At 70.5% G+C, this 24,577-nt stretch carries 21 protein-coding genes and 2 pseudogenes; 4 read left to right on the top strand and 19 right to left on the bottom strand.

The annotated features are described in order from the left end of the window. The first annotated feature begins 274 nt into the window (after positions 1-274). Complete coding sequence (locus tag QFZ76_RS27370; RefSeq protein WP_307676203.1) at positions 275-1,795, top strand: NCS1 family nucleobase:cation symporter-1; 1,521 nt, start codon at positions 275-277, stop codon at positions 1,793-1,795. Between the two features lie 226 nt (positions 1,796-2,021). On the opposite strand, the pseudogene QFZ76_RS51860 reads toward QFZ76_RS27370, so the two are convergent. Continuing rightward, a pseudogene (locus QFZ76_RS51860) lies at positions 2,022-2,105 on the bottom strand (hypothetical protein); the annotation flags it as partial. Positions 2,106-2,414: 309 nt separating this feature from the next. Here QFZ76_RS51860 and QFZ76_RS27360 point away from each other — a divergent pair. Then, the gene (locus tag QFZ76_RS27360; protein ID WP_307676202.1) at positions 2,415-4,364 is read left to right on the top strand and encodes a hypothetical protein; all 1,950 of its coding nucleotides are present in this window, start codon (positions 2,415-2,417) and stop codon (positions 4,362-4,364) included. Positions 4,365-4,947: 583 nt separating this feature from the next. Here the strand turns inward: QFZ76_RS27360 and QFZ76_RS27355 are convergent. The 5 genes from QFZ76_RS27355 to QFZ76_RS27335 form a co-directional block, all read right to left on the bottom strand. Further along, a complete protein-coding gene (locus tag QFZ76_RS27355) occupies positions 4,948-5,640 on the bottom strand; it encodes a TetR/AcrR family transcriptional regulator (RefSeq protein ID WP_307676201.1) in 693 nt (230 codons plus the stop codon). 40 nt (positions 5,641-5,680) lie between these two features. After that, on the bottom strand, positions 5,681-6,442 hold the full coding sequence (locus tag QFZ76_RS27350; protein ID WP_307676200.1) for an SDR family oxidoreductase: 762 nt from the start codon (positions 6,440-6,442) through the stop codon (positions 5,681-5,683). A 494-nt stretch (positions 6,443-6,936) separates the two neighbouring features. Beyond that, a complete protein-coding gene (locus tag QFZ76_RS27345) occupies positions 6,937-7,146 on the bottom strand; it encodes an MmcQ/YjbR family DNA-binding protein (protein ID WP_307676199.1) in 210 nt (69 codons plus the stop codon). Between the two features lie 42 nt (positions 7,147-7,188). After that, positions 7,189-8,625 (bottom strand): carboxylesterase family protein, encoded by a 1,437-nt coding sequence (locus QFZ76_RS27340; protein WP_307676198.1) that lies wholly within the window; start codon positions 8,623-8,625, stop codon positions 7,189-7,191. A gap of 320 nt (positions 8,626-8,945) precedes the next feature. After that, positions 8,946-9,638, bottom strand: coding sequence for a fructosamine kinase family protein (locus QFZ76_RS27335; protein ID WP_307676197.1), 693 nt, complete (start codon positions 9,636-9,638; stop codon positions 8,946-8,948). Between the two features lie 265 nt (positions 9,639-9,903). Here QFZ76_RS27335 and QFZ76_RS27330 point away from each other — a divergent pair, with 265 nt between their 5' ends. Together QFZ76_RS27330 and QFZ76_RS27325 are read left to right on the top strand one after the other, a co-directional pair. Then, entirely contained in the window at positions 9,904-10,524 is a 621-nt protein-coding gene (locus tag QFZ76_RS27330) for an RNA polymerase sigma factor (protein ID WP_307676196.1), read from the top strand. Continuing rightward, complete coding sequence (locus QFZ76_RS27325; protein ID WP_307676195.1) at positions 10,521-11,576, top strand: CU044_5270 family protein; 1,056 nt, start codon at positions 10,521-10,523, stop codon at positions 11,574-11,576. The genes QFZ76_RS27330 and QFZ76_RS27325 overlap by 4 nt, the downstream gene beginning before the upstream one ends. 21 nt (positions 11,577-11,597) lie before the next feature. Here QFZ76_RS27325 and QFZ76_RS27320 read toward each other — a convergent pair whose 3' ends face one another. From QFZ76_RS27320 to QFZ76_RS27260, 13 genes and pseudogenes are all read right to left on the bottom strand, one after another. After that, positions 11,598-12,410: a hypothetical protein gene (locus QFZ76_RS27320; protein ID WP_307676194.1), complete on the bottom strand. Its 813-nt coding sequence runs from the start codon at positions 12,408-12,410 to the stop codon at positions 11,598-11,600. Continuing rightward, positions 12,407-14,062 carry a serine/threonine-protein kinase gene (locus QFZ76_RS27315; protein WP_307676193.1) on the bottom strand — a complete coding sequence of 552 codons (1,656 nt, stop codon included), beginning with the start codon at positions 14,060-14,062 and terminating at the stop codon, positions 12,407-12,409. The genes QFZ76_RS27320 and QFZ76_RS27315 overlap by 4 nt, the downstream gene beginning before the upstream one ends. A 331-nt stretch (positions 14,063-14,393) precedes the next feature. Further along, positions 14,394-15,140: a DUF4232 domain-containing protein gene (locus QFZ76_RS27310; protein WP_307676192.1), complete on the bottom strand. Its 747-nt coding sequence runs from the start codon at positions 15,138-15,140 to the stop codon at positions 14,394-14,396. A 105-nt stretch (positions 15,141-15,245) separates the two neighbouring features. After that, positions 15,246-16,115: a hypothetical protein gene (locus QFZ76_RS27305; protein WP_307676191.1), complete on the bottom strand. Its 870-nt coding sequence runs from the start codon at positions 16,113-16,115 to the stop codon at positions 15,246-15,248. Positions 16,116-16,195: 80 nt separating this feature from the next. Beyond that, a complete protein-coding gene (locus QFZ76_RS27300; protein ID WP_307676190.1) occupies positions 16,196-16,480 on the bottom strand; it encodes a hypothetical protein in 285 nt (94 codons plus the stop codon). Between the two features lie 370 nt (positions 16,481-16,850). Further along, positions 16,851-17,468 (bottom strand): annotated as a pseudogene (locus QFZ76_RS27295) (trimeric intracellular cation channel family protein); the annotation flags it as partial. 37 nt (positions 17,469-17,505) lie between these two features. Next, the gene (locus tag QFZ76_RS27290) at positions 17,506-20,079 is read right to left on the bottom strand and encodes an FtsX-like permease family protein (protein WP_307676189.1); all 2,574 of its coding nucleotides are present in this window, start codon (positions 20,077-20,079) and stop codon (positions 17,506-17,508) included. Between the two features lie 50 nt (positions 20,080-20,129). Continuing rightward, positions 20,130-20,879 (bottom strand): ABC transporter ATP-binding protein, encoded by a 750-nt coding sequence (locus QFZ76_RS27285; protein WP_307676188.1) that lies wholly within the window; start codon positions 20,877-20,879, stop codon positions 20,130-20,132. A 128-nt stretch (positions 20,880-21,007) separates the two neighbouring features. Then, complete coding sequence (locus tag QFZ76_RS27280) at positions 21,008-21,442, bottom strand: hypothetical protein (RefSeq protein ID WP_307676187.1); 435 nt, start codon at positions 21,440-21,442, stop codon at positions 21,008-21,010. Between the two features lie 162 nt (positions 21,443-21,604). Next, the gene (locus QFZ76_RS27275; RefSeq protein WP_307680144.1) at positions 21,605-22,294 is read right to left on the bottom strand and encodes a response regulator transcription factor; all 690 of its coding nucleotides are present in this window, start codon (positions 22,292-22,294) and stop codon (positions 21,605-21,607) included. A 32-nt stretch (positions 22,295-22,326) separates the two neighbouring features. Then, complete coding sequence (locus tag QFZ76_RS27270; RefSeq protein WP_307676186.1) at positions 22,327-23,556, bottom strand: sensor histidine kinase; 1,230 nt, start codon at positions 23,554-23,556, stop codon at positions 22,327-22,329. Between the two features lie 108 nt (positions 23,557-23,664). Continuing rightward, positions 23,665-24,048, bottom strand: coding sequence for a hypothetical protein (locus QFZ76_RS27265; protein ID WP_307676185.1), 384 nt, complete (start codon positions 24,046-24,048; stop codon positions 23,665-23,667). Beyond that, entirely contained in the window at positions 24,042-24,572 is a 531-nt protein-coding gene (locus tag QFZ76_RS27260) for an RNA polymerase sigma factor (protein WP_307676184.1), read from the bottom strand. The genes QFZ76_RS27265 and QFZ76_RS27260 overlap by 7 nt, the downstream gene beginning before the upstream one ends. Between the last annotated feature and the right edge of the window lie 5 nt (positions 24,573-24,577).

Genomic DNA, 24,577 nt, shown 5'->3' with positions numbered 1-24,577 from the left:
AGTGAGCGGCACGAGCATGCGCCGCGCATCACGCCTCGGGCCCTTGTCACCGACAGTTCCGTGGGAGTCCGTCTCGCCTGGGATCACGCCCCTCGTCCAACCGCTCCACAGGCACTGATCAACCGGCGACTCGATCCGGGAACGGAAGAGATTTTCCGTTGACGAGTCTGCTATACGCCCGACATGCCGGTGCAATATCCGGGCCGTTAGCTGCCGCATCAACCGTCCGGCGCGACGCCGGTAGGGGATGGGGCACAGCCAGAAGGAGCAGGACATGACGGCCACGGACAGCGCGGACACGGACAGAACCGCCATCCCACCCGGGTACTCCCCCCGTCTCTACAACACAGACCTCGCCCCCGCTACCGAACGCAAGTGGGGCGCCTTCAGCATCTTCAACGTCTGGACCTCGGACGTGCACAGTCTGTACGGCTACTTCCTGGCCGCCAGCCTGTTCCTCGTCGCGGGCAACACCTTCAAGTTCCTCATCGGTATCGGTGTGGGCTCGCTGATCATCTACTGGCTGATGACCCTCATCGGCAAGGCGGGCGTCAAGACCGGTGTCCCCTACCCGGTCCTCGCCCGCGCCTCGTTCGGTACCTTCGGCGCTAACGTCCCGGCTCTCGTACGGGCCGTAGTCGCCACCTTCTGGTACGGCGCCCAGACCAGCGCCGCCGCCGGCGCCATCGTGGCCTTCCTCGTCCGCTACGACGGACCCAAGCATCTGCACGAGACCAGCCGGCTCTTCGACCACAGCGGCCTTGAAGTGCTGTGCTACCTCGGTGTGTGGGCCGCCCAGCTGCTCATCATCAGCAAGGGGATGGAAACGGTCCGCCGTTTCCAGGACTTCGCCGGCCCGGCGGTCTGGCTGATGATGCTGATCCTGGCGATCGCGCTGTCCGTGAAGGCCGGGGTGCTGTCCTTCTCCGTCGACATGCCGGGCAAGGACCTGGCCGCGCTCGCCAGGAGCGCCACCGGACTCGATGTCTCCCCGGGCTCGTTCGCCGCGATCGCGGCGATAGCCGCCACCTGGGTGACCTACTTCGCCGCCCTGTTCCTCAACTTCGGTGACTTCGCACGCTTCACCCCCGACGAGAAGGCCCTGAAGAAGGGCAACATGTGGGGCCTGCCCGTCAACCTGATCCTCTTCTCCCTCGTCGCCGCGACCACCACGGCCGCCGCCAGCAAGGTGTACGGGGAGGTCATCCTCGAACCGGCCGAGCTCTCCGCGAAGTTCGACAGCGCGTTCCTCGTCCTGCTCGCCGCCCTGACCTTCGCCGTGGCGACCCTGGGCATCAACGTCGTCGCCAACTTCGTCAGTCCCGCCTTCGACTTCGCCAACGTGGCCCCGAAGTATGTGACCTTCCGGCGGGGCGGCCTCATCGCCGCCGTCATCGCGCTGCTGCTCTACCCGCTCCACCCCTGGGACAACGCCCCCAGCTTCGTCAACGCCATCGGCTCGACGATGGGCCCCATCTTCGGTGTGATCGTCGTCGACTACTACCTCATCCGGAAGACACAGCTGAACGTGCCCGCTCTGTACGACGAAGGCGGGGAGTTCCGCTTCCAGGGCGGCTGGAACGTACGGGCGTTCGCCGCCGCGTCAGTGGCCGCCGTCTTCTCCAGCATCCTCCCCGTCTACGGACCGTCCGGATACGGGGCGACGCTGGGTCCGTACTCCTGGTTCATCGGAGTCGTCGTGGCCGGGGTGCTCTACTTCGCGTTCAGCGGGGGCAAGAGCCCCCTCGCGGCGAGGACGGCGGCAACGGAAGCGCCAGAGGCGACCGAGGCATAGCAGTCAGCTTCTTCCAGCAACCCGAGTAGGGCGCCCGACCTCGGCTGATGCCGGTCAGGCGCCCTTTTCGTCGTGCAGCGGGCGGTGCTGTAGGCATCCCAACACCCCCGCGAGTCCTCTGGCGTGGGCGTTCGCCACGTAGTCGAGCTCGCTCACGGCGCTCATGACCTTGGCGCGCGTGGGGGGCACTGGGATAGGTGCCGGACAGGATCCGGGAGACCGTGGCGACCGAGACGCAGGCGTGTTGGGCCACGTCGCGGATCGTCGCGAGGCGGGGCTGCCCGTCGTCGGCCGCTGTCCGGCGAGGCATCGGGTCTTCTGGGTCCGGCATGTGTATGTAAGCGTTTCCGTTCGATCGTTGCGCATGCGACCAGGCGCGTCAACACGGGCTGGGGATCGCCGACTTCGTCCATCAGGCTGATGACCTGAGCAAATGGCGTTCGGCGGACGCCGCCGACGTCGCCACTCCGAGCACCTTGACGCGTACTCGTCACAGTGCTTCCATCGCAGCTGTGTAAACGGTTTAACTTCCCGGAGTTTCCGGCCCGAGCCGAGAGCGGACACCGGCGGGACGGAGCGCCTGAACGAGCTCAACCGCGAGCAACCCAAGGAGGTTGTCATGCACTTAAAGCGTCGGTGGCGAGCCGCCCATCGGGTGCCCTTCACCGTCTCGGCGGTCCTGGCCGTCTGCGTCACGCCGGCCATCGGCCCCGCGAGCTCCGCCTCGCCCAGCGCGCCCGAGGCCACCACCGCGGCCGCGGCCGCGGCCGGCGATGCGGCGGTGCAGGCCGGGCGCGTGATGGAGAATCTCGGTCGCGGGGTCGTGGCGGTGCGCTCCAACAGCACCCAGGTCCTGGTCTCCTGGCGGCTGCTGGGACTCGACCCGGAGGGCATCGGCTTCAACGTGTACCGGTCCACCGGCGGCGGCGCGTACACCAAGCTCAATGCCGGCGTCCTGACGGGCGGGACCAACTACCAGGACTCCACAGCCGACCTGACACGGTCCAACAGCTACCGGGTGGCTCCGGTCGTGGGCGGGCAGGAGCAGGCGCCCAGCGGAGCCTTCACCCTGACAGCCAACCACTCCGTGGAGCCCGTGGTCCGCGTGCCGTTGCGCTCCGGCGGTCCGGTGAAGTTCGTCTGGGTCGGCGACCTCGACGGCGACGGCGAGTACGACTACGTGGTGGACCGCCAGACCTCCCCCCAGAAGCTCGAGGCCTACAGCGGCGACGGCGACTTCCTCTGGGAGGTCGACCTGGGGCCGAACAGCCAGAACCAGGACAACATCGAACCGGGATCGTCCGCGATCGACCTGGGCCACTGGGACGGCGTCACGGTCTACGACTTCGACAGCGACGGCCGTGCGGAGGTCGCCGTCCGGATCGCCGACGGGGTCAGGTTCGGGGACGGGACGACCTGGACGCACGCGGACGACTCACGTCAGTTCATGGCCATCCTCGACGGCCGGACCGGAGCGCTCCGCAACTGGTCCGCCGTACCGACGACTTATCTGGGCGACGGTCCGATGGCCGCACGTCTCGGGGTGGCGTATCTCAACGGCACCACCCCGAGCCTGGTCGCCTACATGAAGAACCGGCGCGCCGACGGGGCCTTCAACCTGATGATGGGCGCCTGGAAGTTCGACGGCGATTCGCTGGACCGCCAGTGGACGTGGGAGCGCGGCAACCAGGACGCACCCGACGGGCACAACACCCGCGCCATCGACGTCAACGGTGACGGGACGGACGAGGTCGCCGAGATCGGGTTCGTCCTCAACGGCAACGGCTCCCTGCGCTACTCGATGGGCCCCAACGGCATCATCCACGGCGACCGCTTCCACCTCGCCGACATGGACCCCGACCGTCCGGGCCTGGAAGGCTACGGCGTGCAACAAGACAACCCAAGCGGCCTGCTCGAGTACTACTACGACGCCGCGAACGGCTCCGTCATCTGGAAGCACAACGGCGGCCCCGCCGACGTCGGACGCGGCATGGCGGGCGACGTCGACCCGCGCTTCCCCGGCATGGAGGTCTGGTCCTTCTCGGGCCTGTACAACGCGCCCACCAACAGGCTCACCGAACCGAACGCGTCGTTGCGCCCGTGGCCGCAGCTGGGCCTGTGGTGGGACGGCGACCTCACCATGGAACTGCTCAACAGCGGCAAGATCGAGAAGTGGGACCCGCAGAACCCGACGTCGAGCGGCAGCCTGCCCCGGCTGGTCAGCACCTGGAACCACGGCGCGGTCACAGCCGCCCAGGGCGGGCCCACCCTTGTCGGCGACATCCTCGGCGACTGGCGCGAGGAGGCCGTGTACACCAACGCGTCCCACAACGAGTTGATCATCTTCTCGACCGACCGGCCGACGAACACCCGGCTGTACACGCTCGCGCACAACCCCGCCTACCGAAACGCCATGACGTTCAAGGGGTACATGCAGTCCCACCACGTCGACTACTTCCTCGGAGCCGGCATGGTCAAGCCGCCTCGGCCGAACATCACCTACGCGGGAGGCGGTTCCGCCGCCGTCACCGCGGGAGCATCGGTTCGCCCGGCCGACTCGCGCAGGTAGGCCCGCCTCTCGGTGCGCACGGGCCGTGAGCCACCGGATCCCGGTATGTGCAGTCGCGACGGACACTCCAGAGCAGTCCGCGAGACGATGCGGTCCGGTCAGTGCGAAGCGTCGCGCACACGCATGACCGGGCCGCTGGTGGCGCCCGTGCCCACGGCCTGCCCGTAAGGGCGGGCAACCACGGTCAACAGCGGTGCGATCCTGCACGCCGGGCGCCACCCCACAGCACATATGACCAGGCCAGAAGCCATCTGGCGAGGTTAGCCCCGTCGCTTCCCAAGCTGAGAGCGCGAGTTCGATTCTCGTCACCCGCTCCATGATTGAGGCCCTGGTCGTCGACCCGGGCCTGTTTGCTGTGTTCTGCGACCACTCGCCGCGTGCCGGATTCGTGCCAGAACGTTGACCATCGGGGACGGCCATCTCCGGTTCTGGCACGGCCGCAGCTTGATCAGGGCGCACTGCGGCGTCACACACGTCTCAGGCCGGCCTGACATCGGCCATCACGAAAGAAACGACCGTACCGCCACGCCGACTGACTTGCGACGTATCGGGGTCCTGGCAGCGTGAACCGGTGGTCCGGGGTTCAGGATCCGGTGCGATAGCGGGTGAGCATGAGGGCGACGGCTTCGTCCACGATCGTGGTGTCGGTGGGGTCGGGCGGGACGAAGTCGGTCCGTACGAGTTGAGGCCACAGGAGCTGGCCGCAGATCATGCCGAGGAACTGTTCGGCCACTGCGGATGCCGGCTGTGTCTGTCCGTCGGCCGAACGGAAGTCGAGTGTGCCGGCCTGTGCTTCGGCGTCCAGGTAGTCGCGGAGCCGGTCGAAGAAGGGTCCGCGGTCGATGGCGAAGCCGGTGCCCACGATGTCGGCGAGTTCCGGCATCTGGGGAAGTTCGGTGATGATGAGGCGGCACAGCGCCGCCGTGCCGGGCCGCGAGACCAGGCAGGCGTAGTCGCGGCCGATGTGGTCCAGACCGTACCGGGGATCACCGGGCGGGGGCGGTGCGGCGTACTGCACGTCCAGCTGCCACTGCTCGGAGGTGACGGCCGCGAACAGCGCAGCCTTGGAGGGGTATCGCTTGAAGAGGGTGCCGGTGGAGACGCGGGCCTCCCGGGCGATCTGGGCCAGGGAGGTCTTGTCGTATCCCCGGGCGAGGAAGAGGTCGCGGGCGGCGCGGATGATGCGCGCGCGGTTCTCCGCTTTGATCTGCGCGTGATACCCGGCCTGGCACGTATCGCCACCGGTTTCCGCTCGGTCACGGTCCGCCACCGACATACCCACGTCCCTCGCCCGTCTCCCGGCCGCATCCTCGCTGTCAGAGGACGGTCTGGCCGCCGTCCAGGATAAGGTCCAGGCCCACAGCGAAGGCGGAGACATCGGAGGCCAGGTACACGACGGCTTCCGCGACCTCCTCGGGCATACCCATGCGACCCAGCGGGATGCCGGAGCTGATCGCCTCCACAACCGCCGTCTGCTGCGCGGGGTCCTCGATCCCGAGCTTGGCCCCTGAGTACAGCGGGGTGTCCACCGGGCCGGGGCTGACCGCGTTGAACCGGATGCCGTGCGACCTGAGCAGGTCCGCGTTCCACGACCGCATCAGGGAACTGACAGCCGCCTTCGTCGCGGCGTAGGCGTTCGAGTGCCCGTAGCCGCCGTGCGCGCTGTTGGACGCGTTGAGGATGACCGAGGACGGGTTGGACAGCACGGGCACCAGGGCCTGTGTGAGAAAGAAGACGCTCTTGACGTTGATGTCGAAGAGCCGGTCGAAACTGTCCTCCGTGTGGTCCTCGAACGGCCGCCAGTCCGAGACACCGGCGTTCAGGAACGCCACGTCCAGCTCCCCGAAGTGCTCACGCACCCGCTCCGCCAGGCCGCGCTGCGCATCGAGATCGCGCGCATCGGCCTGCACCACCGGCACCTTGTCCCCGAGGATCTGCCGCGCCTTGTCGATGCTGGCCGGGGTGACGCCTGTGACCAGCACGTCGGCCCCCTCCGCGATAAAACGCTGGGCGGTCTCCAGACCGATCCCACTCGTGCCGCCGGTGATGAGGGCGCGCTTGCCCGCAAGACGATTCATGTTGGTTGTTCCTTGCCGAGTCGTAAGGTAAGTCAATGGACTCACCACCTGAAGGTAACTCCCGCGCCACCCTTAAGGCAAGTCGATCCACTTACCATCGGCGGCCTGGAGCGGTTCGGCCTCGCCGGAGAAGGTGGCCGACACCGGTTCGAAGGCCATGTCGCTGCCGTCGGCGAGGAGCCGGGTGATGGTGGTCTTCCCGACGCCGGGCGGCCCCGCAGGATGGTGGAGCTGAGGCGCTGCTGGGCGACCATGCGGGCCCAGCAGCGGCGTCCGCGGCCAGGAGGTGGTCCTGCCCGACGACGTCTTCCAGCTTTGTGGGGCGCAGGCGGTCGGCGACTGGCCGGGAGGGCTCCTCGTCGAAGAGCGGCAGGGTCACTACGGTCGGTTCCATCGGTCTCTCGGGTCACAGGCGGGCGTGTGCGGACGGGGCGAGCCCTTGCACGGGACGCTGACGAGCCAGGGCTCGCCGTTCGCAGGGAAGCTCGCGGCGTTCATCGGGCACTGGGGCGGTCGCGTCGCGGCAGCCGCTCGACGGCGAGGTGGTGGGAATCCTCGACCGCGTAGGTGATCAGCCGCTCGGTGATGCCGGGTCCCGGCCCCGGTGGGATCCAGTGGCGTCTGTCGAGATAGCGGCCCGGCGTGATCGAGGCGTAGCCGCGTTCTTGCGCGCGGGCGTGTTCGGGTTCGCAACCCTGGTGCACTCTGTTCCCCCTGGTGCGCTGTTCCGTATCGTCCGACGGCCGTCAGGGGCGGGCGATGTTCGCGAACAGGTCGAGGACCGCCTGGTAGTGGGCGCTGGGCTCGGAGGGAGGGTTGCCGACACCTCCCGAGGTGGGCCGGTCCGTGACGGCGGGCCACAGGCAGGTCTGCTCGCCGGTGACGAAGTCGAGGACGATGTCGCGGATACGCGTGTCACGGTCGGCCTGTTCGGGGCTGCGCCCTGGCTGTTCCTGGCCGACCAGGGCGTACATCTCGGTGCCGTGCACGGCGGGCGCGCCCTCGGCGGGCCCGATCGCGAGGAGATGGGCGTTGCCGCCCGCGGCGGCGTGGGCCAGAGCGCCGCGGGCTGCGGGGAGCGTGAAAATGTAGTCCGTCAGGGACGCGGCGCGGACCTCGGCAGGGGTGCGGCCGCCCTGGTCGTAGATGTCGATGATCTTCCTGGCGCGGGAGCGGGGAATGCGCCACCCCGCGAATTCGTCGGTGACGCGGTCGACGGTGTGCGGGTCGAACCGGTCGAGGTCGTTCGCCACCCACCAGCCCATCTCGTCACTGGCCGTGCTCAGGAGGACGTCGATGTCCCGGTGCGAGCCCGAGGCCAGGACGTCCAGGGGGTGGGCGTGCAGCACCCCGCCGGGCTGGTCGGCGTCCAGGACGACGCCGAGGCTCTGGTTGTCCATCCCGCCACGGACTCCGAGATCCGTCGGACAGACCTTGCGCAGGGCGGCCACCAGGGAGGCCGCGTCGAGATCGATCAGCTTGTCGGGGTTGCCCGCGACACCGAGTTCGGTGACGAACCGCTCCGCGAGCTCCTCGGCCCACCAGGCCGGGACGAGACGCGAGGGCGCGCCGGAGAACCCGGCCAGTCGCCGGTACAGGCCGTCCGCGGAGGAGGCCCCGAGCAGCCCGAGGGCCAAGTAGGCGCCGGCGCTGTGGCCGAAGACGGTGACGTCGTCGGGGTCGCCACCGAAGGAGGCGATGTTCTGCTTGACCCAGGCAAGCGCGGCGACGACGTCCTGCAGGCCCAGGTTGCCGGCCTCGGCGAGCCGCCCGCCGTACTGCGAGAGCGAGAGCGCGCTCAGTGCGCCGAGCCGATAGTTGACCGACACGCTCACCACTCGCCCCGACGCGGCGAGACCGGCGGCGTTCGAGGTGGTCTGCGTGTTCGCGCCGTACTCGAATCCGCCGCCGTGGATGTACACGGCCACCGGAAGCGCCTTCCCGGTCGGCTGCTCGGGAGCCCACACGTTCAGGTTCAGGCAGTCCTCGCCCATCCCGCTGTCCGCTTCGAGCCAGTCGCCGCTGTCGGGCTGGACAGAGACGACGCCCTTACGGTCATAGGGGCGGTACGGATCGAAATCCGCGACCACGGGGCGGCGGTACCGCTCGGCGGTGGCGAACGGGATTCCCCACCAGGACCGCACCCCTGGTGCAGTCGGAGCCTTGGGCGCGGTCGCGGTCATGGCGTGAGATTCCTTCCGGGGCGGTCGGGGTGTTTCGCGCGGCGCATCGGCGGCTGATCGCTCGCGGTGACGCTCCCCGATCATTTCCTGTGACCCCACACATCACCTGCCAGACAGCGGTCACCTGATGGTCATCAGGCGACACTTGTCTGCTCCTCCTCTTCTTCTCGTCGCCCGTCGCCGCCGGGCAGGCGAGGGCGACCTCAGGCCCTGCCGTCATCGGGTTCCCTGGCCGGTGCAATTCGCCCGCTGAGACCTGCTCCGTGTGCTCCCGCAACCGCGCCCTTCCGGCCAGCGCCGTCCCAGAGCTCGGTGGTTCGTCAAGCCACCAGGAGGACCTTGCAGTACGTCATGCTGAGGTCGGACTCGGCCCACTTCCAGCACACCGCCGGGTCGAGGAACACGGGTTCGCCGGCCGGGTCCGCGACGATGTTCGCGCGCCAGAGGTCGCCGTGGTTGAGCACGCTGGGAGATGTCGGGACGAGTTGCGGGAGGCGTTCGCAGATCCGTTCCAGGCCCGCCAGGTCGGCCGGTTGGAGGGCCTGGCGGACCTTGGGCTCGCGCAGGTAACGGCGGATTCGGTGCTCGGCGAAGAACTCGTGGCCGTCGTCGGCCCAGCCGTTCTCCTGGGGAAGCAGGCCGAGCCATCCGTCGGTGTCCCCGCCGAACCGGTCGCCGCGCACGTTGTGCAGCGTGGCGAAGGTCCGGCCCGCGGCCTCCCAGTACTCGTCCGTGTCGGGCCGGGGGTGCAGCGCCTCCCTGAGGAGGTGGTGCTCGCTCAGCTCGAACACCTGGGGCGTACGGATGCCCGCGCGTTCATGGAGCGCCCTGAGTCCGGCCGCCTCCAGCGGGAACAGGTCGGGCGGAGCGTCGACGGATCCCTTGAGGACGTACGCCCTTCCGTCGGCGAGGGTCAGCCGCCAGACGTCGTTCACCGCGCCGCCGGAGAGCGGCTCGGCGTCGACCACGTCCGGGACGACGTCGCTGGGCAGGCTCTTCCAGAGGGTGTTCACGCGATCAGCTCCGACAGGGCGTTCCACAAGGTGCGGGCGGAATGGAACACGGGACCGCGTTCCGGAGGACGGCCGCTTTCTGGTCGTACGTGTTCGGATCGCGCGGTGCGTCCAGGTAGTTACCGACCTCGTGGTTACCGACCTCCAGATCCGCCAAGGCTTCCGGACCCGCGTGCAGCGGTGTGGCGGTGTGGCGGAGGCCACAGGAACTCCGCCGGACCCGCGGAGAGTAGTGAGTGTGAGGCAAACAGAACCACCGGAATCGATGCGTGCGCGCATACGGGCAGGGGACCGTGCGGCGTTCGCCGACCTGTACGACGAGCACGCGCGGGCGGTCTACAACCATGCCCTGCGCCTGACCGGCAACTGGTCGGAGGCCGAGGAGGCCATGTCGGAGACCTTCCTCGCCGCCTGGCGTACCCGGGAGACCGTGGAGCCGGAGGGCGGTTCGCTCAAGCCCTGGCTGCTCGGCATCGCCACGCACAAGGCGCACAACGCCAACCGTGGGCTGCGCCGACGGCTCGCCTTCCTGGCGCGCAGCCCGGAACCCCGTGCCGTCGAGGACTTCGCGGAGGAGGCGGCCGGCCGGATCGATGACGCCCGCCGTCTCGCGGTGGTTCACGAGGCGCTGGGCCGGTTGCGCCGCCAAGACCGGGAGGTGTTCGCCCTGTGCGTGTCGGCCGGTCTGGACTACCAACAGGCCGCCGAGGCGCTCGGCATCCCGGTCGGCACCGTGCGGTCGCGGCTGTCGCGTGCCCGGGCGCGGCTTACCCGGATCAGCTCCGGGCAATCCGACCGCGTGAAGGCGGAACCGCGGGGCCCTCGCGGAGAGAAGGAGAGTGAGGCCGCGTTCGCGGCCATGTTTCTGCAGGAGGAAACAGGATGAACAGTAGTGATCCGTCGCACGCCGCTTCCGTCAGGAGTGAGAGCGAAGAGCTGCTGTCGGCTCCGGCCGAATGGGACCTCCCGCCGAGCAGACACCTCCACTTCAGGGACGTACTGATGCAGCAGATCGACCACGACCGCACCGCTTCCACCACCCCGGCGCGCCCGACACCACGCCGTCGACTGGCTCGTGGCGTCGTGCTGTTGCCCCTCGCGTCGATGGCACTGGCCGGCGCGCTGATCGTCACGCTCTCCGGCGGTGACGACACCTCCGCCCCGGCGACCCGAGCCGCCGGCACCGACAGCGCCTCCGCCTCCGCCGTTCTCGACCGGATCGCCGTAGCAGCCATGGCCACCGACGTGACGCCGGTGAAGGACGGGCAGTTCGTGTACGTCGAGAGCTTGGGCCGCTCCAACGAGGGCACCTTCGACGGTCCCGTGCGGCTCGGTGCCCTGAACAAGCGGGAGGTCTGGATGTCGCAGGACCCCGGCCCCGTCACCGGGCAAGGGTGGATTCGCTCATCCGGCAAGGGGGCCGTGATGCCCGGTCAGCTGATCCCCATCGAGTCCTCCGCTCCCGTCCCGGCGGGCATCCATCACCCCACCTACAAGTGGCTGGCTTCTCTGCCCACGGACCCGGATGCGCTGCTCAAGTTTCTCAACGCCCAGACCAGGGTTGACGCAGGCGAGTCCAAGGAGCAGGCCGTCTTCTCCCAGATCGGCAGCTTGATCAGCGAAACGATCATGCCGCCGGCGAACGCCGCTGCGTTCTACAAGGCAGCCGCCAGGATCCCCGGCGTGAAGGAGATCCCCGACGCCGTCGACGCCGCCGGCCGTCACGGCATCGCCGTCACCCGGGAAGACGCCTCTTCCGCGACCCGTGACGAATGGATCTTCGACAAGGACACCCTCGCCTTCCTCGGCTCGCGCTCGTACATCACCAAGGACGAGGTCAAGGGGATCACCTCCGACACCCTGCTCGGGACCAGCGCCATCATGAAGCGCGCGGTCGTCGACCAGCACGGCAAGGCACCCGCACGGACCGGCAGTTGACCTGCGCCGTGCCGGGTCGCTTCAGGGGCAGTCGTACGTGAAGTGGGTGGTGATCGTGCGGTGGGCGGGGGACTGGATCCGTAGTTCGGCCCCTGCCGTGTAGTGGCCCTTGCCCTGGAAGGTCCACAACAGGTGCAGACGTGCCTGTCTCTGGCCCCGGACCACCACTTCGTGCAGGACGCCCGAGGCGGTGCCGTCACTTCGGGTCCAGCGGTAGGAGAGCGTGCCCGGTCGGCCGTTCGTGGCGACGAGGGCGACTATGTCCGCTGTGCCGTCGCATCCCAGAGCCGTCGGCCGGGCCGTGACCGCCGCCGTACGCACCTCGACGGAGGGCCCGAGGCGCTGCCAGGCGAGGAAGGCGAGGACGACGATCAGCACGAGCGCGGGCAGCGCGTGTCTTCGCAGGCGCCGGCGCGGGGGCACGCGAGGCGGCGGCAGGGCGGGCAGCGTCCTGTGGGTACGGTGCGCGGCGGCTGTCACCCCCGGGCCGAAACGCAGCACGGTGCCTTCGGCACGGTCGGGCGGCGTCGGCGGCGTCAGGGTCCCCGTGGAGGGCGGCCCGACGAGGGTGGTGGTGTCCGGCTCGGGCCGTTGGATCCAGTGGCTGGCCAGCACCGTGGCGCTGTACTCGGCGTCGGCGGAGCCGAGTTCGTCGCTCGGGGCGTGTTCGTCGGTGGGACCCAGGTGGAGGGTGGAGGTGTGATGGTCGGCGGGGCCGAGCACCCTGGTCTCGTCGGCCGGGTCGAGCACCCGGGTTTCTTCGGCGGAGCCGAGGACCCGGGTGGGATCCCGGTCCTCGGCGGACGCGGGAGTGCGGTCGTTGTGAGCGCTCATCCGATGACACACCCCCTGGTCAGAAGCTGCTGTGAGGCGCCGCCGTCGGCGGCGGCCGGAGTGGTCGTGGCCTGCACCGTCCAGTAACAGCCCTTGCCCTGGAAGGTGTGGTCGACGGTGAGCGTGTACTGGGTGGCGCCGCTGCGCTCGAACGTCTGGGACGCACCGTCCGGGGTGCCGGGCTGTCCCCCGGTGTCGCCCGTGAACCACGAGACGGTGATGGAGAGCGGTCCGGTGCCGTCCGTGGTGATGTCGATCGTTGCCGAGGCGGTCGTCGGCCCCGTCTGCCGGAAGCCCGACACCGCGACGTCCTTGACGGCGGGAGCGGCCGGCGAGGTGGGGGCGGTGGTCGTCGGCGTCGCCTCGGTGGTCGCCGCGCCGGGTGTCGTCGTCTGCGGGGCGGCCGGAGCCGGAGCCGTGGTGGCGGACGCCGAAGGCTCGTCGGTGCCAGGTGTCGCCGGGGCCGAGGGCGACAGGCTGGGTGACACGGTGGACGTCGGGGGCGGCGGGGACGAGTTCGCCGACGCGATCGGCGGAGCGATGAGCTCTCCCGACTCCACACCGGGCTGGGCTCTGGTGGTGGCCAGGGCCTGCGCCGCCTGCTGCGGATCCGTTCCCAGCGGGGTGTGCTGGATGCCGTAGGTGAGGAGGACCGCCAGAAGTACGGCCGCACCGGCCACCAGCATCCCTGGCCGGCCGGGACGCCACGACCGCGCCCAGCCGAGGCCCGGTTCGCGGCTCAGGACCGTGCGTGCGGTGTCCGTCGTGGTACGTGGGGCACCGCGGGCCGAGGGCAGCAGCAGCGGCACCAGGGCCATCAGCGCGGCGAGCCGGCCGCGGCCGCGTTCCTCCCAGTCGGGCCCGTAGGCGGCGCCGGCCACCGCCTCCAGTTCCGTGACGAACTCCTCGGCGTGGGTGGGCCGTTCCCGCGGGTCCTTGGCCAGACCGCGCCGGACCAGCTCTCGCACCGCCTCGGGCGCCTCCTCGGCCGGGACGGGCGCGTCGACGTGCTGCAGCGCGAGTTCGGCGAGATTGTCACCCGAGTACGGCTTGTGGCCCGTCAGGCACTCGAAGAAGGTGGCCGTGGCCGCGTACACGTCGGCGGCGGGCGAGGCGGGCGCGCCGGTCCACTGCTCCGGGGCCATGTAGGCGGGGGTTCCCGCCACGCCGACGCTGGTGCCGGAGTCCACCGCGATCCCGAAGTCGACCAGCTTGGACGATCCGTCCGGTACGACCAGGACGTTCGCCGGTTTGTAGTCGCGGTGGACGACGCCGACTCGGTGCGCGTCGGCCAGGCCGAGCAACGACCCCTTGAGGAGCACGAGCGCGGCCTCGGGATCGAGCGGACTCTCCCTGGTCAGCAGGGTCCGCAACGAGACACCGTCCACCAGCTCCATCACGATGGCGGCGCCGTCCGGGCTCTCGACGTACTCGTACAACCCGGTGACGTACGGGCTGTCCAGGCCGCCGAGCAGCCGCGCCTCCGCCCTGAACTCGCGTACGAAGCCCGGCCGGGTGCGCAGTGACTCGCTGAGGTACTTCACCGCGACCGGCACGCCGGTCTCCTCGTGCACGGCCAGGACGACCCGCCCGCTCGCCCCTGATCCGAGCTCCACCGACTCCGCGTATCCGGGCACTCCCCATGTGTTCATCCCAGCCCCCCAAGGCCGCACGTGCTACCGGAAACTCACCCGCCCCGGAGCTTCGGCCACGCGTCCAAAGACACGTTTTCAGCCACTGCGGTTGCGGTGCGGCATCCGGTATCCCCGTTCCGGGCACCGGCAGCCGGGATATCGGGGGGAGCACCACTGGATAGTGCCTCAGAACCTGTACGGATCGGCCCGGAACGCCGGTATCAGTCCGGCGCAACGCCCGCGTACCGCCCGCGTACCGCTCGGGTGCGCGACCGGTACGACCCGTTTCCTGCCGCTTTCGCCGCGGCTGCGGAGTGCATCGGGGGTGGCTGAAAAGATCACACCGCGTTCACCAGGTCAGGGCGTCAGTCATGTTGTCCTGCCAGTACGTCACCTTGGCCGCACTCGGCTCGACATAGAGGGAGCCGCCGGGCGCTGGAATCTTCGCTGCGCCGCCGATGCTGCCGCCGTTTCGGCCGTGGAGGTGCAGGCTGATGACGGAGCTGCGGACGGACCGCTCGCCGCTGCCGTCGCCGGACGAGGTCGTCACGCCGGCGTAGGCGGTGGCGCCGGGGGCGAGGGTGACGACGGCCTGCGGCCGGCTCTCCTCGATCTCGGCGGTGGCGGCCTGCGCGTCCTTCTCGAACGCCAGGAGCGGGAAGGCAAGGAGGTTGCAGGGCCGCGAGCCGTTGTTGGTGGCCTTGATGACGATGTGGTTGACGGGCCGGGAGACCTGGTCGGCCGTGAACTTCAGCGAGCCGGTCGCGCAGTCCGCGGGCTGGGCTGTGCTGCTGCCGCTGCCGCTACTGGGGTTCTTCCCGTTTCCGTTCCCGTTCCCGTTCGACGAGCTCCCCCCGCTGGTCTGTGAACCGGTGCTGCCGCCGTCCGCGGTGGGCGCCGGCTGTCCGGTTTCCGGGACGGAGGCCGAAGGGGTCCCCGACGGCGAGGTGGCGGTGGTGGGCGTCGCGGACGCGGCGGCCGACGATGCCTGCGTCGGCTTGGCCGCCCCGTTGTCGTCATCACCGCCGCAGGCGGTGAGGGTCAGGGCCAGGGCGGCGGAGGCGGCGATGGTGGTGGCGATTCGTATGGTGCGCATGGTGGTTCCCCCTGCGTGGTTGTCATTACGGGCGTTCGGGATACGGGTGGTCGGAGAGCAGCGGTTCTTGTTGCTGCCGCGCGTTCCAGCGAGGGCTGTGACGCTTCAGGCCGCGCTGTGCGCAGCCTGGCTGTGCCCGGCCGAGGACACGACCGTGTAGGAGAAGCGCCCCCAGCGGCCGGTCCTGCACAGAGCCAGGCCCAGGCGGTCGAGGAGAGGGGTCAGCCGCAGCATCCGGGCGCGGAGGGCGGCCCGGGCCAGCGGCTGTTCGGCGGAGCCCAGCAGACGCGTCAGGTCGTGGCAGCACCAGGGCTGGGGATCGGTGAGGAAGAGACCGAGCAGAACCTTCTGCGAAGCCTGGTGGGGAAGCAGGTGGGACGGCGACAGCTCCTGGCCCTGCGCCTGCGCCTGCCTCTGCCCCTGCCCCTGCCCCTGCCCCTGCCCCTGCACCCCCTGGTACCAGGGCGTGCAGGCTTCCTTGACTTCCTTCCTGGCCAGCCAGCGCTGGTCCGCCACCAGCCTGGCGGCCAGTTCGTCGACCGGCATGCCGCGCGCCAGGACGTTGGTGGCACCCGCTTCGAGCAGCGGCGCCGGGCAGGTGCCCTCGGGCACGAGGACGGTCACGGGTGCCAGCCGCCGCAGCAGCTCGACGCGGTGTGGGAGGCCGTACGCGCATCTCTCGTCCGGCACGTCGAGGACCGCCAGCGGTCGCGGTCGTCCGGTCAGCAGTTCCGCGTAGGCGTGGAGCGCTCCCCAGGGGTGGACCACGGGAGGCAGCAGCTGAGTTCTGCGCGCCTCGCGCAACAGTGGCCCGCTGCGCGCCCGGTCGAGCGAGAACACCACACAGGGCCCGGAGGGCGTGTCGATCCCGTCGGCACCCGACCGTCCGGCCGGGGTGTCCCCGCCCGGGTTGTCCCCGCCTGGGTTGTCCCCGCCCGCGGGCCGACGGGCGGCCGTCGGCGTGGCAGACCTCATGAGACCTCCGTGTTCTTCCATGTCTCTGTCTCTTCGTTCTTCTCCGGCGCGACGGGTCTTCTCGGCGGGGCGGCACTCGGTCAGCAGGGCCCTGGGAAGGCCGCGCCCGGGCGGCGGGTGGGCAGCGGCGGCCGCTCAGCCGAACCGCCGTGGCCGCCGTGGCCGCCGTGGCTGCGGTCACGCCGGTCGGCATTCCGCCGACGTGTGGACAGGTACGGTTCCGGCGCCCGGGCCGCACGTCCCGCGACGAGTCCCTCCGTACCCGCACCGCTGAGGGAGGTCAGGACGGAGAACACTCCCGCGACGAGGAGGCAGAGCCCGGCGAGGACGGCGATGCTGATCTGGATCACGTTGAGTATCTGCATGCCTTGACGATCCCGCCCGACGGCAGGTCCTTCCCTCGGCCGGGGAGCCGATTCCGCGTACCGCACCTCGGCCATTCGGCCGACCCGCCGCTCGGCCGTTCTGCCCGGCGGTCGCATCCGGTTCTGATCACTTCGGCCGCGACGGCGTGTGCCGGCCGGGGAGCCGGATGCGAAGGGTGTCCTCCATCGCCGGGTACTGACCATGGACCGCGGCCGCACCCCCCGACGGCGCACCACCCCGCGACGGCACACCACCCCCCGACTGCGCACCACCCCCCGACTGCGCACCACCCCCCGACTGCGCACCACCCCCCGACTGCGCGGAGCCCGGCTGCTGTCGCAGTCCGGTGAAAGGGTCGCGCCACATCCGCGAGCGAGGGGTGCGCCAGTGGCGGCGGAGGGCGAGCAGTCTCAGGAGGAAGGCCGCCAGGGCCGCACCGACCGCGGTGAGGACGTTCAGCGACTCGACGGCGTGCAGCAGTGCCACGGCGCCGGCGCCGACGAGGGCGGGCAGCGCGTACAGATCACCGTTCCAGCGCAGGAGGGGCGGCACTTCGAGCGCCAGCAGGCTGCTGAGGACTCCACCGCCGACGGCCGTGGCCACCCCGAGCGTGGCCGCGGCCGTGAGGCCGAAGCCATGGGTGAGGGCCTTGATCGTCCCGGTGACGCTGAACAGTCCCAGTGCCGCCGCGTCGAACCCGTCGAAGAGGGAGTTGTCGTGGTGGGTGGTCGCGCCGAAGAAGACGATCAGGGCCGCGCCGAGCGGCGCCAGGTAGTAGCCGAGGTCGGCGAACGCCACGGGGGTGACACCGATGACGAGGTCGCGGAAGAGTCCGCCGCCCAGGCCGGCCGCCTCGGCGAGAGTGACCGTTCCGAAGATGTCGAAGTCCTTGCGGACGGAAAGCAGTGCTCCGGAGAGCGCGAAGGCGAAGATTCCCAGGAGATCCATCGCGTACTGGATCCAGTGGTTGAGTTCGCTCGTCGGCATGGGTTCGTTTCTCTCCCGGTCTCTCCCGGCTCCGGACTCATTCGGTGGTGCCCAGTGCCACCACCGGGCTGACCCGGGCGGCGCGCCGGGCGGGCAGCAGTCCGGCGAGCGCGGTGACGAACACCAACCCCAGGAAGACCGCCAGCAGTTGTCCGTACGGCAGCAGCAGTGGCGCCCCGAGGTTCAGCAGCCGGACCGACAGCCAGGCGTAGGGCACGCCGAGAGCCAGACCGAGGACGCCGCCGAGGACGCCGTACAGGCCGGCCTCCATGCCGATCAGGAAGCGGAGCCCGGACCGGCCGAGTCCCAGCGCACGCAGCAGTCCTGACTCGCGGGTGCGTTCCAGCACGGTGAGGCCGGTCGTCGTGCCGACGCCGACGACGGCGATGAGGACGGTGAGCCCGAGCAGACCGAGCGACAGGATCGCCACCATCTCGATGTCGGCCTCGCTGTCGTCGCGCTCCTCCGCGAGGATCCTCAGCTCGATCGCGCTGTTCGCGCCGACGGTCTTGCGAATCGCCTGCTCCGCCGCGTTGCGGGCCGCCTGTCCCGACTCGGCGGCATTCGCCAGGACACCGGCCGGCAGCGGCGAGGCGCCCATCTTGTCCAGGTCTCCCGGCGTGACGATGGCGTCGGCGCCCAAGGGGCCTCCGTCGGGCAGCGTGGCCGCGACGGACATTCGGACGGTGTCCTTGTTCGCCGTGGTGAAGGTGATGCTGTCACCGGCCGCCATGCCGAGTCCCCTGGCGAGTCTGCTGCTCACGATCACTTCACCCGGACCGAGATCGCTCAGCGAGCCGCTCACCGGGCGAAGCAGCCGTGAGGAGGGCAGAGCGGTCGGGTCCAGGTCGACGGCGGACGCCTCCATGCCGCTGACGGAGACATCGGTCTGCCGGTATGCGGTCGCGTCGGCGAGCTCGGGTACGGCCTCGAGGCGGCGTACGAGATCGGTGCTGAGGCCGCTGACCTTGCCGTTCGTGGTTTCACCGGCGCTCACGGTGCCGCTCACATCGAAATCCGCGGGGGCCTGGGCCGCCAGTTCCCGGTCCATGTGGCCCTGCAGGGTGGCGATGCCGACCAGGGTGCCGGAGACCAGGGCGACGCCGAGCGCGACGACGACCGACACGGCCGCCGCGCGGCGCGGGGCACCGCCGATGCCGCCGACGGCGAGTGTCCCGGTGGGGCCGAGCCGGCGCAGCGGCCACCCGGCGGCCGCCAGCAACGGGCGTACGAGCAGCGGGCCGAGGGTGATCAGCGCGAGGAACGCCAGGGTGGCCGAGAGGACCGTCAGCATCAGGCCCGCGACCGAGTCGTAGTTCAGGTCGCCCGGTTCGGGCAGATCCCCGAGGAGCACAGCGGCCAGTCCCGCGGCGCAGACGGTGAGGAGCAGGCCGATGCCGAGGCGCGCACGGCCGATGCCGCGTTCGCCCGCCAGGGTGCCGGCGCTGCGCAGCGTCTGCAGCGGGGAGACCCCGGCGGCGGACGTCGCGGGGGCGAGCACCGCGCCTACGGTCACCAGGACGGCGCCGAGCACCACCGCCACGGCCGCGACGACGGGCACCGCGGGCGCCGAGAGGCTCAGTCCGGCCGCGTCGGCGATCACCGGGGCGGCGTATCCGGCGCCGAGCGCCAGCAGGACGCCGGCCGTACCGGCGATGAGTCCCACCAGTGCGCCCTCGACGGCGAGCGCGCGGACGAGCTGGCCGCGGTGGGCGCCGATGGTGCGCAGGAGCGCCAGTTGGCGCAGGCGTTGGTCGAAGACGACCCGGAACGTCGAGGTCGCGACGAGGGCGGCGGCCACGACAGCGATCGCCAGGAACATCGCGATGAGCCGGAAGACGTCCGCGTACTGGTCCACCGCGGCCCGGGCCTCCTCGGCGCGCACGGTGGCACCGGGGACGAACTCGAAAGCCGAACCGTCGGTGCGCTGGAACACCGCGGACAGCCGCTCGGTCAGGGCCTCGGCGGAGACACCGTCTTCCGCGCGGACGTCGATCCGCGGATAGCCCTCTATGTGTCCCATCGCGTTGAGGGCGGCGGCGGGGGCGTAACCGGTGGCCTCCCGGTCGGAGTTCGCCTCCACCACACCCGTGACGGTCACGGTGACCGTCCGCGTCCCCTCGGTGCCGTCTTCCGCTTCGGCGTCCCCGCCCACGGGGACGAGCAGGCCGACCCGGTCGCCCGGCTCGATGTCCAGTCGCTGCGAGGCCTGCCGGTTCACGGCCAGTTCGAGGGGGCCGTCCGGGTAACCGCCCGCCACGAGCCGCACCCGCGACAGCGGTCCGCTCCCGGGGTCGCCCTGAAGCTCCAGATAGCGTCGGGAGACCTCGGCGAGCGACACCCCGTTCTCCGTACGGGCGGCGACCTCGGCGACTCCCGGTATCGCCTGGACGGCTTTGGTCTGCGCGTCGGTGATGACGTCGTCGTCCCCCAGCACGACCAGGTCGGCGGCCTCGGGAGTGCCGCGGAACCGGTCGACGGTGGTCTGTTCGGTGATCTGCTGGGCCATCACGGTGCCGAACACGACGAACGCGGCGACGAGCACGGACAGTCCGGTCATGAGGAGCCGACCGGGCCGGGCCAGCGCCCCGGCGAGCTGGGTGCGCAGCACGGCGGCCAGCGGTCCCGGACGCTCTTCAGGACGCGGCCCCGGGCCCCGGCTCATCGGGTGCCCGCCAGGTTCTGCAGCGCGTCGGTTACCGATGCCCGGCCGGGGGTGTCCAGGTCCTCGACGACGCGGCCGTCGGCGAGGACGAGGACGCGGTCGGCGTACACGGCGGCGCCCGGGTCGTGGGTCACCATGACGACCGTCTGCCCGAGGTCACGCGCCGAGTCCCGCAGGAAGCCCAGTACTTCGGCGCCGGAGCGGGAGTCGAGATTGCCGGTGGGCTCGTCGGCGAAGACCACGGCGGGCCGTGCCACCAGGGCGCGGGCCAGCGCGACCCGCTGCTGCTGGCCGCCGGACAGCTCACCGGGCCGGTGGGTCATCCGGTCGCCGATGCCGAGGACGCCGATGAGATGGCCGAGCAGCTCCTGGTCGACGGGCCGGCCGGCCAGGTCGAGCGGCAGGGTGATGTTCTGCCTCGCGGTCAGCTGCGGCAGCAGGTTGAACGACTGGAAGACGAAGCCGATCCGGTCCCGCCGTACGGTGGTCAGCGCCCGCTCGGACAGGCCGGTGAGGTCCGTACCGTCGATCAGCACCCGCCCGGAGGTGGCGGTTTCGAGGCCGGCCAGGCAGTGCATGAGGGTGGACTTGCCGGAACCCGACGGCCCCATGATGGCGGTGAAGCGGGCGCGTGCGAAGCCGACGGTCACCCCGTCCAGGGCTCGTACGCCGGTGTCGCCATGGCCGTAGACCTTGACGAGGTCCTCCGCGCCGACGGCGGTGTCGTCGCCGACGTGGCGGGACATGCTTTCAGTTCTGTGCGCGATGGCGCGGATTCCCATGGGTCTGATTCCCCTGTGTAGCTGTTTCGGCTGTGTAGCTGTTTCGGCTGTGTAGCTGTTTCGGCTGCGTTGCCTCGTGGCGTTGAAATACGTCAGGACGACGCGATCTGCGGGACCACGAGAGTGCGTTTGGCCTCGGTGCAATGTGAATTGGCCGTCTTCGTCATGTCGGCCAGTTCCTGCTTCGTCGGTGCCTCGGCCGCACCCGTCGCATGGTCGGCGGCCCACTGCTCGTACGTGGCGATCCGCAGCCCGAGGTAGCCGTCCTTCATCTCCGCGATGCGCAGGTCACGCGTGTCCTTACGCCACTTCGCGACGGCTGCCTTGTCCGCGGGAAGCTTCTGCGCCTCGTCGATGATCTTCTGGGCCAGAGCGCAGTCGGCCGCCGACGCCTGGCTCGGCGCATCGCGCTGCTGCAACCAATAGGCGCCGCCGATTCCCACGGCCGCCATCACCACGACCGCTAGGGATATCCCGAATACCAGCGCTTTCTTGCTGCGGCTGTCGCTCTGAACGGTGATAACCATCGGATGCCCCCGGAGAATCGTCGGTGAAACGTGCTTTCGTTTCGTCAACAATCCTTGCGGAGGCGGCTTTCACGCACATCCGATCGGGAAACGACCCCCGGGCACGCGCTCGTACGACCCGGGTCGTACGCCGAGGCGCGACCGCTTCCTACACCGGAAGGATCAGCCGGTCGGCCGGACCAGCCCGGTCTGGTACGCCAGCACCACGGCCTGCACCCGGTCGCGCAGCTCCAGCTTGGTGAGGATCCGCCCGAGGTGCGTCTTCACGGTTGTCTCCGCGACGTACAGGCGAGCGGCGATCTCGGAGTTGGACAGTCCGCGGCCGACCAGTTCCAGCACGTCCCGCTCCCGCTCGGTCAGGACGGCCAGCCGGTCGTCGTCCTGCGGCTCGGGGGCGGGCACCAGTTGGCCGGCGAACCGTTCGAGCAGCCGGCGGGTCAGCCGGGGGGCCACGACGGAGTCACCCGCCGCCACCACGCGGATCGCGGCGAGGAAGTCCTCGGGCGGCACGTCCTTGAGCAGGTAGCCGCTCGCGCCGGCCTGGAGCGCGGCGAACGCGTCGTTGTCGGTGTCGAACGTGGTGAGGACGAGGATCTTGGGCGGGTTCGGGCGCTCGCCGATCCGCTCGGTGGCCTCCACCCCGTCCATGACGGGCATGCGGATGTCCATGACGACGACATCGGCCGTGGTCCGCTCCAGCAGCGCCAGCGCCTCCGCCCCGTCCCCCGCCTCTCCGACGACCTCGATGTCGGGCTGTGCGTCCAGCACCATGGCGAACCCGGCGCGCACCAGGGGCTGGTCGTCCACGACCACCACCCGGATCGGGCTCGCCGCAGCACCCGAACCGTTCATGCCGCCGCTCATGCCGCCGTTCGTTCCGCCGTTCATGCCGCCGCCTTCGCCGGAAGTTCGACCTTGATCTGCCATCCCGGGCCGAGCCGGGGGCCGGCGGTGAACCGGCCGCCGTGCACATCGACCCGCTCCCGCATGCCCACCAGCCCGTTGCCGCCCGATCCGGGCAGCACGGGAGCGGAGCCCGCCAGCTTTCCGGCCCCGTCGTCGAGGACCTCCAGTACGGCGGTGCCGTCGCGGAACTCCAGCGTGACGGTGACGTGTGCCTCGGGTCCGGCGTGCCGCAGCGCGTTGGTCATGCTTTCCTGGGCGATCCGGAAGAGGGTCAGCTCTTCGGCGGTCGAGAGCCCCTGCGGCTCACCCTCCACGCGCAGGTCCACGTGGAGTCCGGCGGCGCGGGCCCGCTCCACCAGCGGTTCCAGATGGGCCAGCCCGACCCGGCGACGGTCGTCGGCACCCTCACGGCCGCCGTCGCCATCGCCGTCGCCGTCGGTGCCGGACTTCTTCGTACCGCGCAGCACCTCCACGATGCTGCGCATGTCCTCGAGCGCGTCCCGGCCGGTGCCCGCGACCGCCTGCATCGCCTTGCTGGCCTTGTCCTGATCCGCGGCGATCGCGTATCTGGCCCCGTCCGCCTGGATGATCATCACGGCCAGGCTGTGCGCCACCACGTCGTGCAACTCACGGGCGATCGCCGCGCGTTCCTCGACGGCGGCCAGCCGGACAAGGTGGGCACGCTCCCGCTCGGCGCCGGCGGCACGCTCCTCCAGGGCCGCCACCAACAGCCGACGGGTCCGCAGTACGTACGCGGTCAGCCACACCGCCGCGCAGATCCCGGTGAAGGTCAGGTTCTCGTTGAACTCGTCCCAGTCGGCCGCCGAGCTGAGCGAGGAGATCCCGCCGAAGGCCAGCACGTTGCCCACGACAACGATGGCACCGGCGGTATAGGCCCTCCACGTCTCCTCGGCGTGGATCACCACCGTCACCATCGCGATGAGGAGGGCGATGTCGTATCCGGTGAGTTCGCCCGCCAACGGCTCGGCGAGGGCGGCCAGCAGATACTGCGTCAGGGCGAGGGCGGCGACGACCGCCATGACGGTCAGAGGAGCGCGACGGCGGAACACCACGGCCAACGCCATGGAAAGGCCGATGAGTTGGTCGTAGCCCGTGTCGTAGAACAACGTCGTGTAGGCCACCAGCACCGCGAGTGCCAGGTCGTAAGCCCTGTGCATCCACGGTTGCGGCAGTAACGGGCGCACCATGGCCGTCAGCGTACACGGCTGATCAGCGGGCACTGATGGCGTTCACAACCCCGCGTCAGCGCCGGAGGCCCGCCAGCGCGTAGGCCGACGTGCCTACGGCCGCGAGGGTCAGCGACGTCCAGGTGGCGGCGGCGGTGTCCGAGGGCTGCAGCATCCAGGTGGCCACCTGACCGGTCCCCCGGCCGAGGGCGGGACGAAGAGCGCCGCCGAGAGCCAGCCGAACGGCAGGGTCCAGCCGTATCGCCCGCCGAACGCCGCGGCCCCGATCGCGACCAGTCCCGTCAGCCCGGCGGCGTCCCGCACGATGAACCCCGTAGGTGCCAGGCCGTCGCCCATGACCGCCAGGGCCGGCGGCACCGCCCAGGTGACCGCGCCGATGAGCAGGACATGCGCCGCACGCCGGGGCACCCAGCCGAACGCGGCCGTCCGGTCCAGCGTGTGGTCCTGCCCGCTCAGTCCTGCCGCGGCCACCGCGACCGCCGCGGTCAGCACCAGTGCGGCCGTCCTCGGATCCCCCGGCCCCTCGCCCGTGCCCTGCGTGAGCGCCCACACCGTCCCGCACCGATCAGCACGAGGGCCAGCGAGGCGGGTACCTGCCGGGAGCGCGCGTACAGCGTCACCCACCTCACCGGGCCCCCTTCCCCGCCAGTACGTCCAGCAGGTCGCCCTCGCAGAACAGGGCCGCGGCCCGCAGCGCGGCCACCCGCGCCCGCTGTTCGGATGCCGGCAGCGTGCGGAGCGCGTTTGCGGGACGCGATCGTCCACAGCCAGCCGAGCGCCGAGCCGCCGACCGCCGAGCCGCCGAACGCGCCGGCCGCCCGCCACACCGCCAGATACGACTCCTGCATGACCTCGGCGACGATCTGCTCGTCCGAGCAGCGGCGGCGCAGCCGCACCGCCATCCACGGCGACGTGCGCCGGTACAACTCCTCGAATGCGGCGCGGTCGCCCTTGGCGACGAGGCGGACGAGCCGTTCCTCGTCCGCCTCCGCCAACGTTCCCTGTCGTGATCTCACGCCTG

The organism is Streptomyces sp. V4I2 (genome assembly GCF_030817655.1).
Classification (GTDB): domain Bacteria; phylum Actinomycetota; class Actinomycetes; order Streptomycetales; family Streptomycetaceae; genus Streptomyces; species Streptomyces plumbiresistens.
The sequence above is the reverse complement of the archived record's forward strand: the minus strand, read 5'-3'. Positions and strand labels throughout refer to the sequence as shown.

Bases quoted from the DNA above. Each gene is read 5' to 3' on its own strand.
- QFZ76_RS27370 (WP_307676203.1), top strand. From the start codon at position 275: ATGACGGCCACGGACAGCGCGGACACGGACAGAACCGCCATCCCACCC.
- QFZ76_RS27360 (WP_307676202.1), top strand. From the start codon at position 2,415: ATGCACTTAAAGCGTCGGTGGCGAGCCGCCCATCGGGTGCCCTTCACC.
- QFZ76_RS27355 (WP_307676201.1), bottom strand. From the start codon at position 5,640: ATGTCGGTGGCGGACCGTGACCGAGCGGAAACCGGTGGCGATACGTGC.
- QFZ76_RS27350 (WP_307676200.1), bottom strand. From the start codon at position 6,442: ATGAATCGTCTTGCGGGCAAGCGCGCCCTCATCACCGGCGGCACGAGT.
- QFZ76_RS27340 (WP_307676198.1), bottom strand. From the start codon at position 8,625: ATGACCGCGACCGCGCCCAAGGCTCCGACTGCACCAGGGGTGCGGTCC.
- QFZ76_RS27330 (WP_307676196.1), top strand. From the start codon at position 9,904: ATGCGTGCGCGCATACGGGCAGGGGACCGTGCGGCGTTCGCCGACCTG.
- QFZ76_RS27325 (WP_307676195.1), top strand. From the start codon at position 10,521: ATGAACAGTAGTGATCCGTCGCACGCCGCTTCCGTCAGGAGTGAGAGC.
- QFZ76_RS27320 (WP_307676194.1), bottom strand. From the start codon at position 12,410: ATGAGCGCTCACAACGACCGCACTCCCGCGTCCGCCGAGGACCGGGAT.
- QFZ76_RS27315 (WP_307676193.1), bottom strand. From the start codon at position 14,062: ATGAACACATGGGGAGTGCCCGGATACGCGGAGTCGGTGGAGCTCGGA.
- QFZ76_RS27310 (WP_307676192.1), bottom strand. From the start codon at position 15,140: ATGCGCACCATACGAATCGCCACCACCATCGCCGCCTCCGCCGCCCTG.
- QFZ76_RS27305 (WP_307676191.1), bottom strand. From the start codon at position 16,115: ATGAGGTCTGCCACGCCGACGGCCGCCCGTCGGCCCGCGGGCGGGGAC.
- QFZ76_RS27300 (WP_307676190.1), bottom strand. From the start codon at position 16,480: ATGCAGATACTCAACGTGATCCAGATCAGCATCGCCGTCCTCGCCGGG.
- QFZ76_RS27285 (WP_307676188.1), bottom strand. From the start codon at position 20,879: ATGTCCCGCCACGTCGGCGACGACACCGCCGTCGGCGCGGAGGACCTC.
- QFZ76_RS27280 (WP_307676187.1), bottom strand. From the start codon at position 21,442: ATGGTTATCACCGTTCAGAGCGACAGCCGCAGCAAGAAAGCGCTGGTA.
- QFZ76_RS27275 (WP_307680144.1), bottom strand. From the start codon at position 22,294: ATGAACGGTTCGGGTGCTGCGGCGAGCCCGATCCGGGTGGTGGTCGTG.
- QFZ76_RS27270 (WP_307676186.1), bottom strand. From the start codon at position 23,556: ATGGTGCGCCCGTTACTGCCGCAACCGTGGATGCACAGGGCTTACGAC.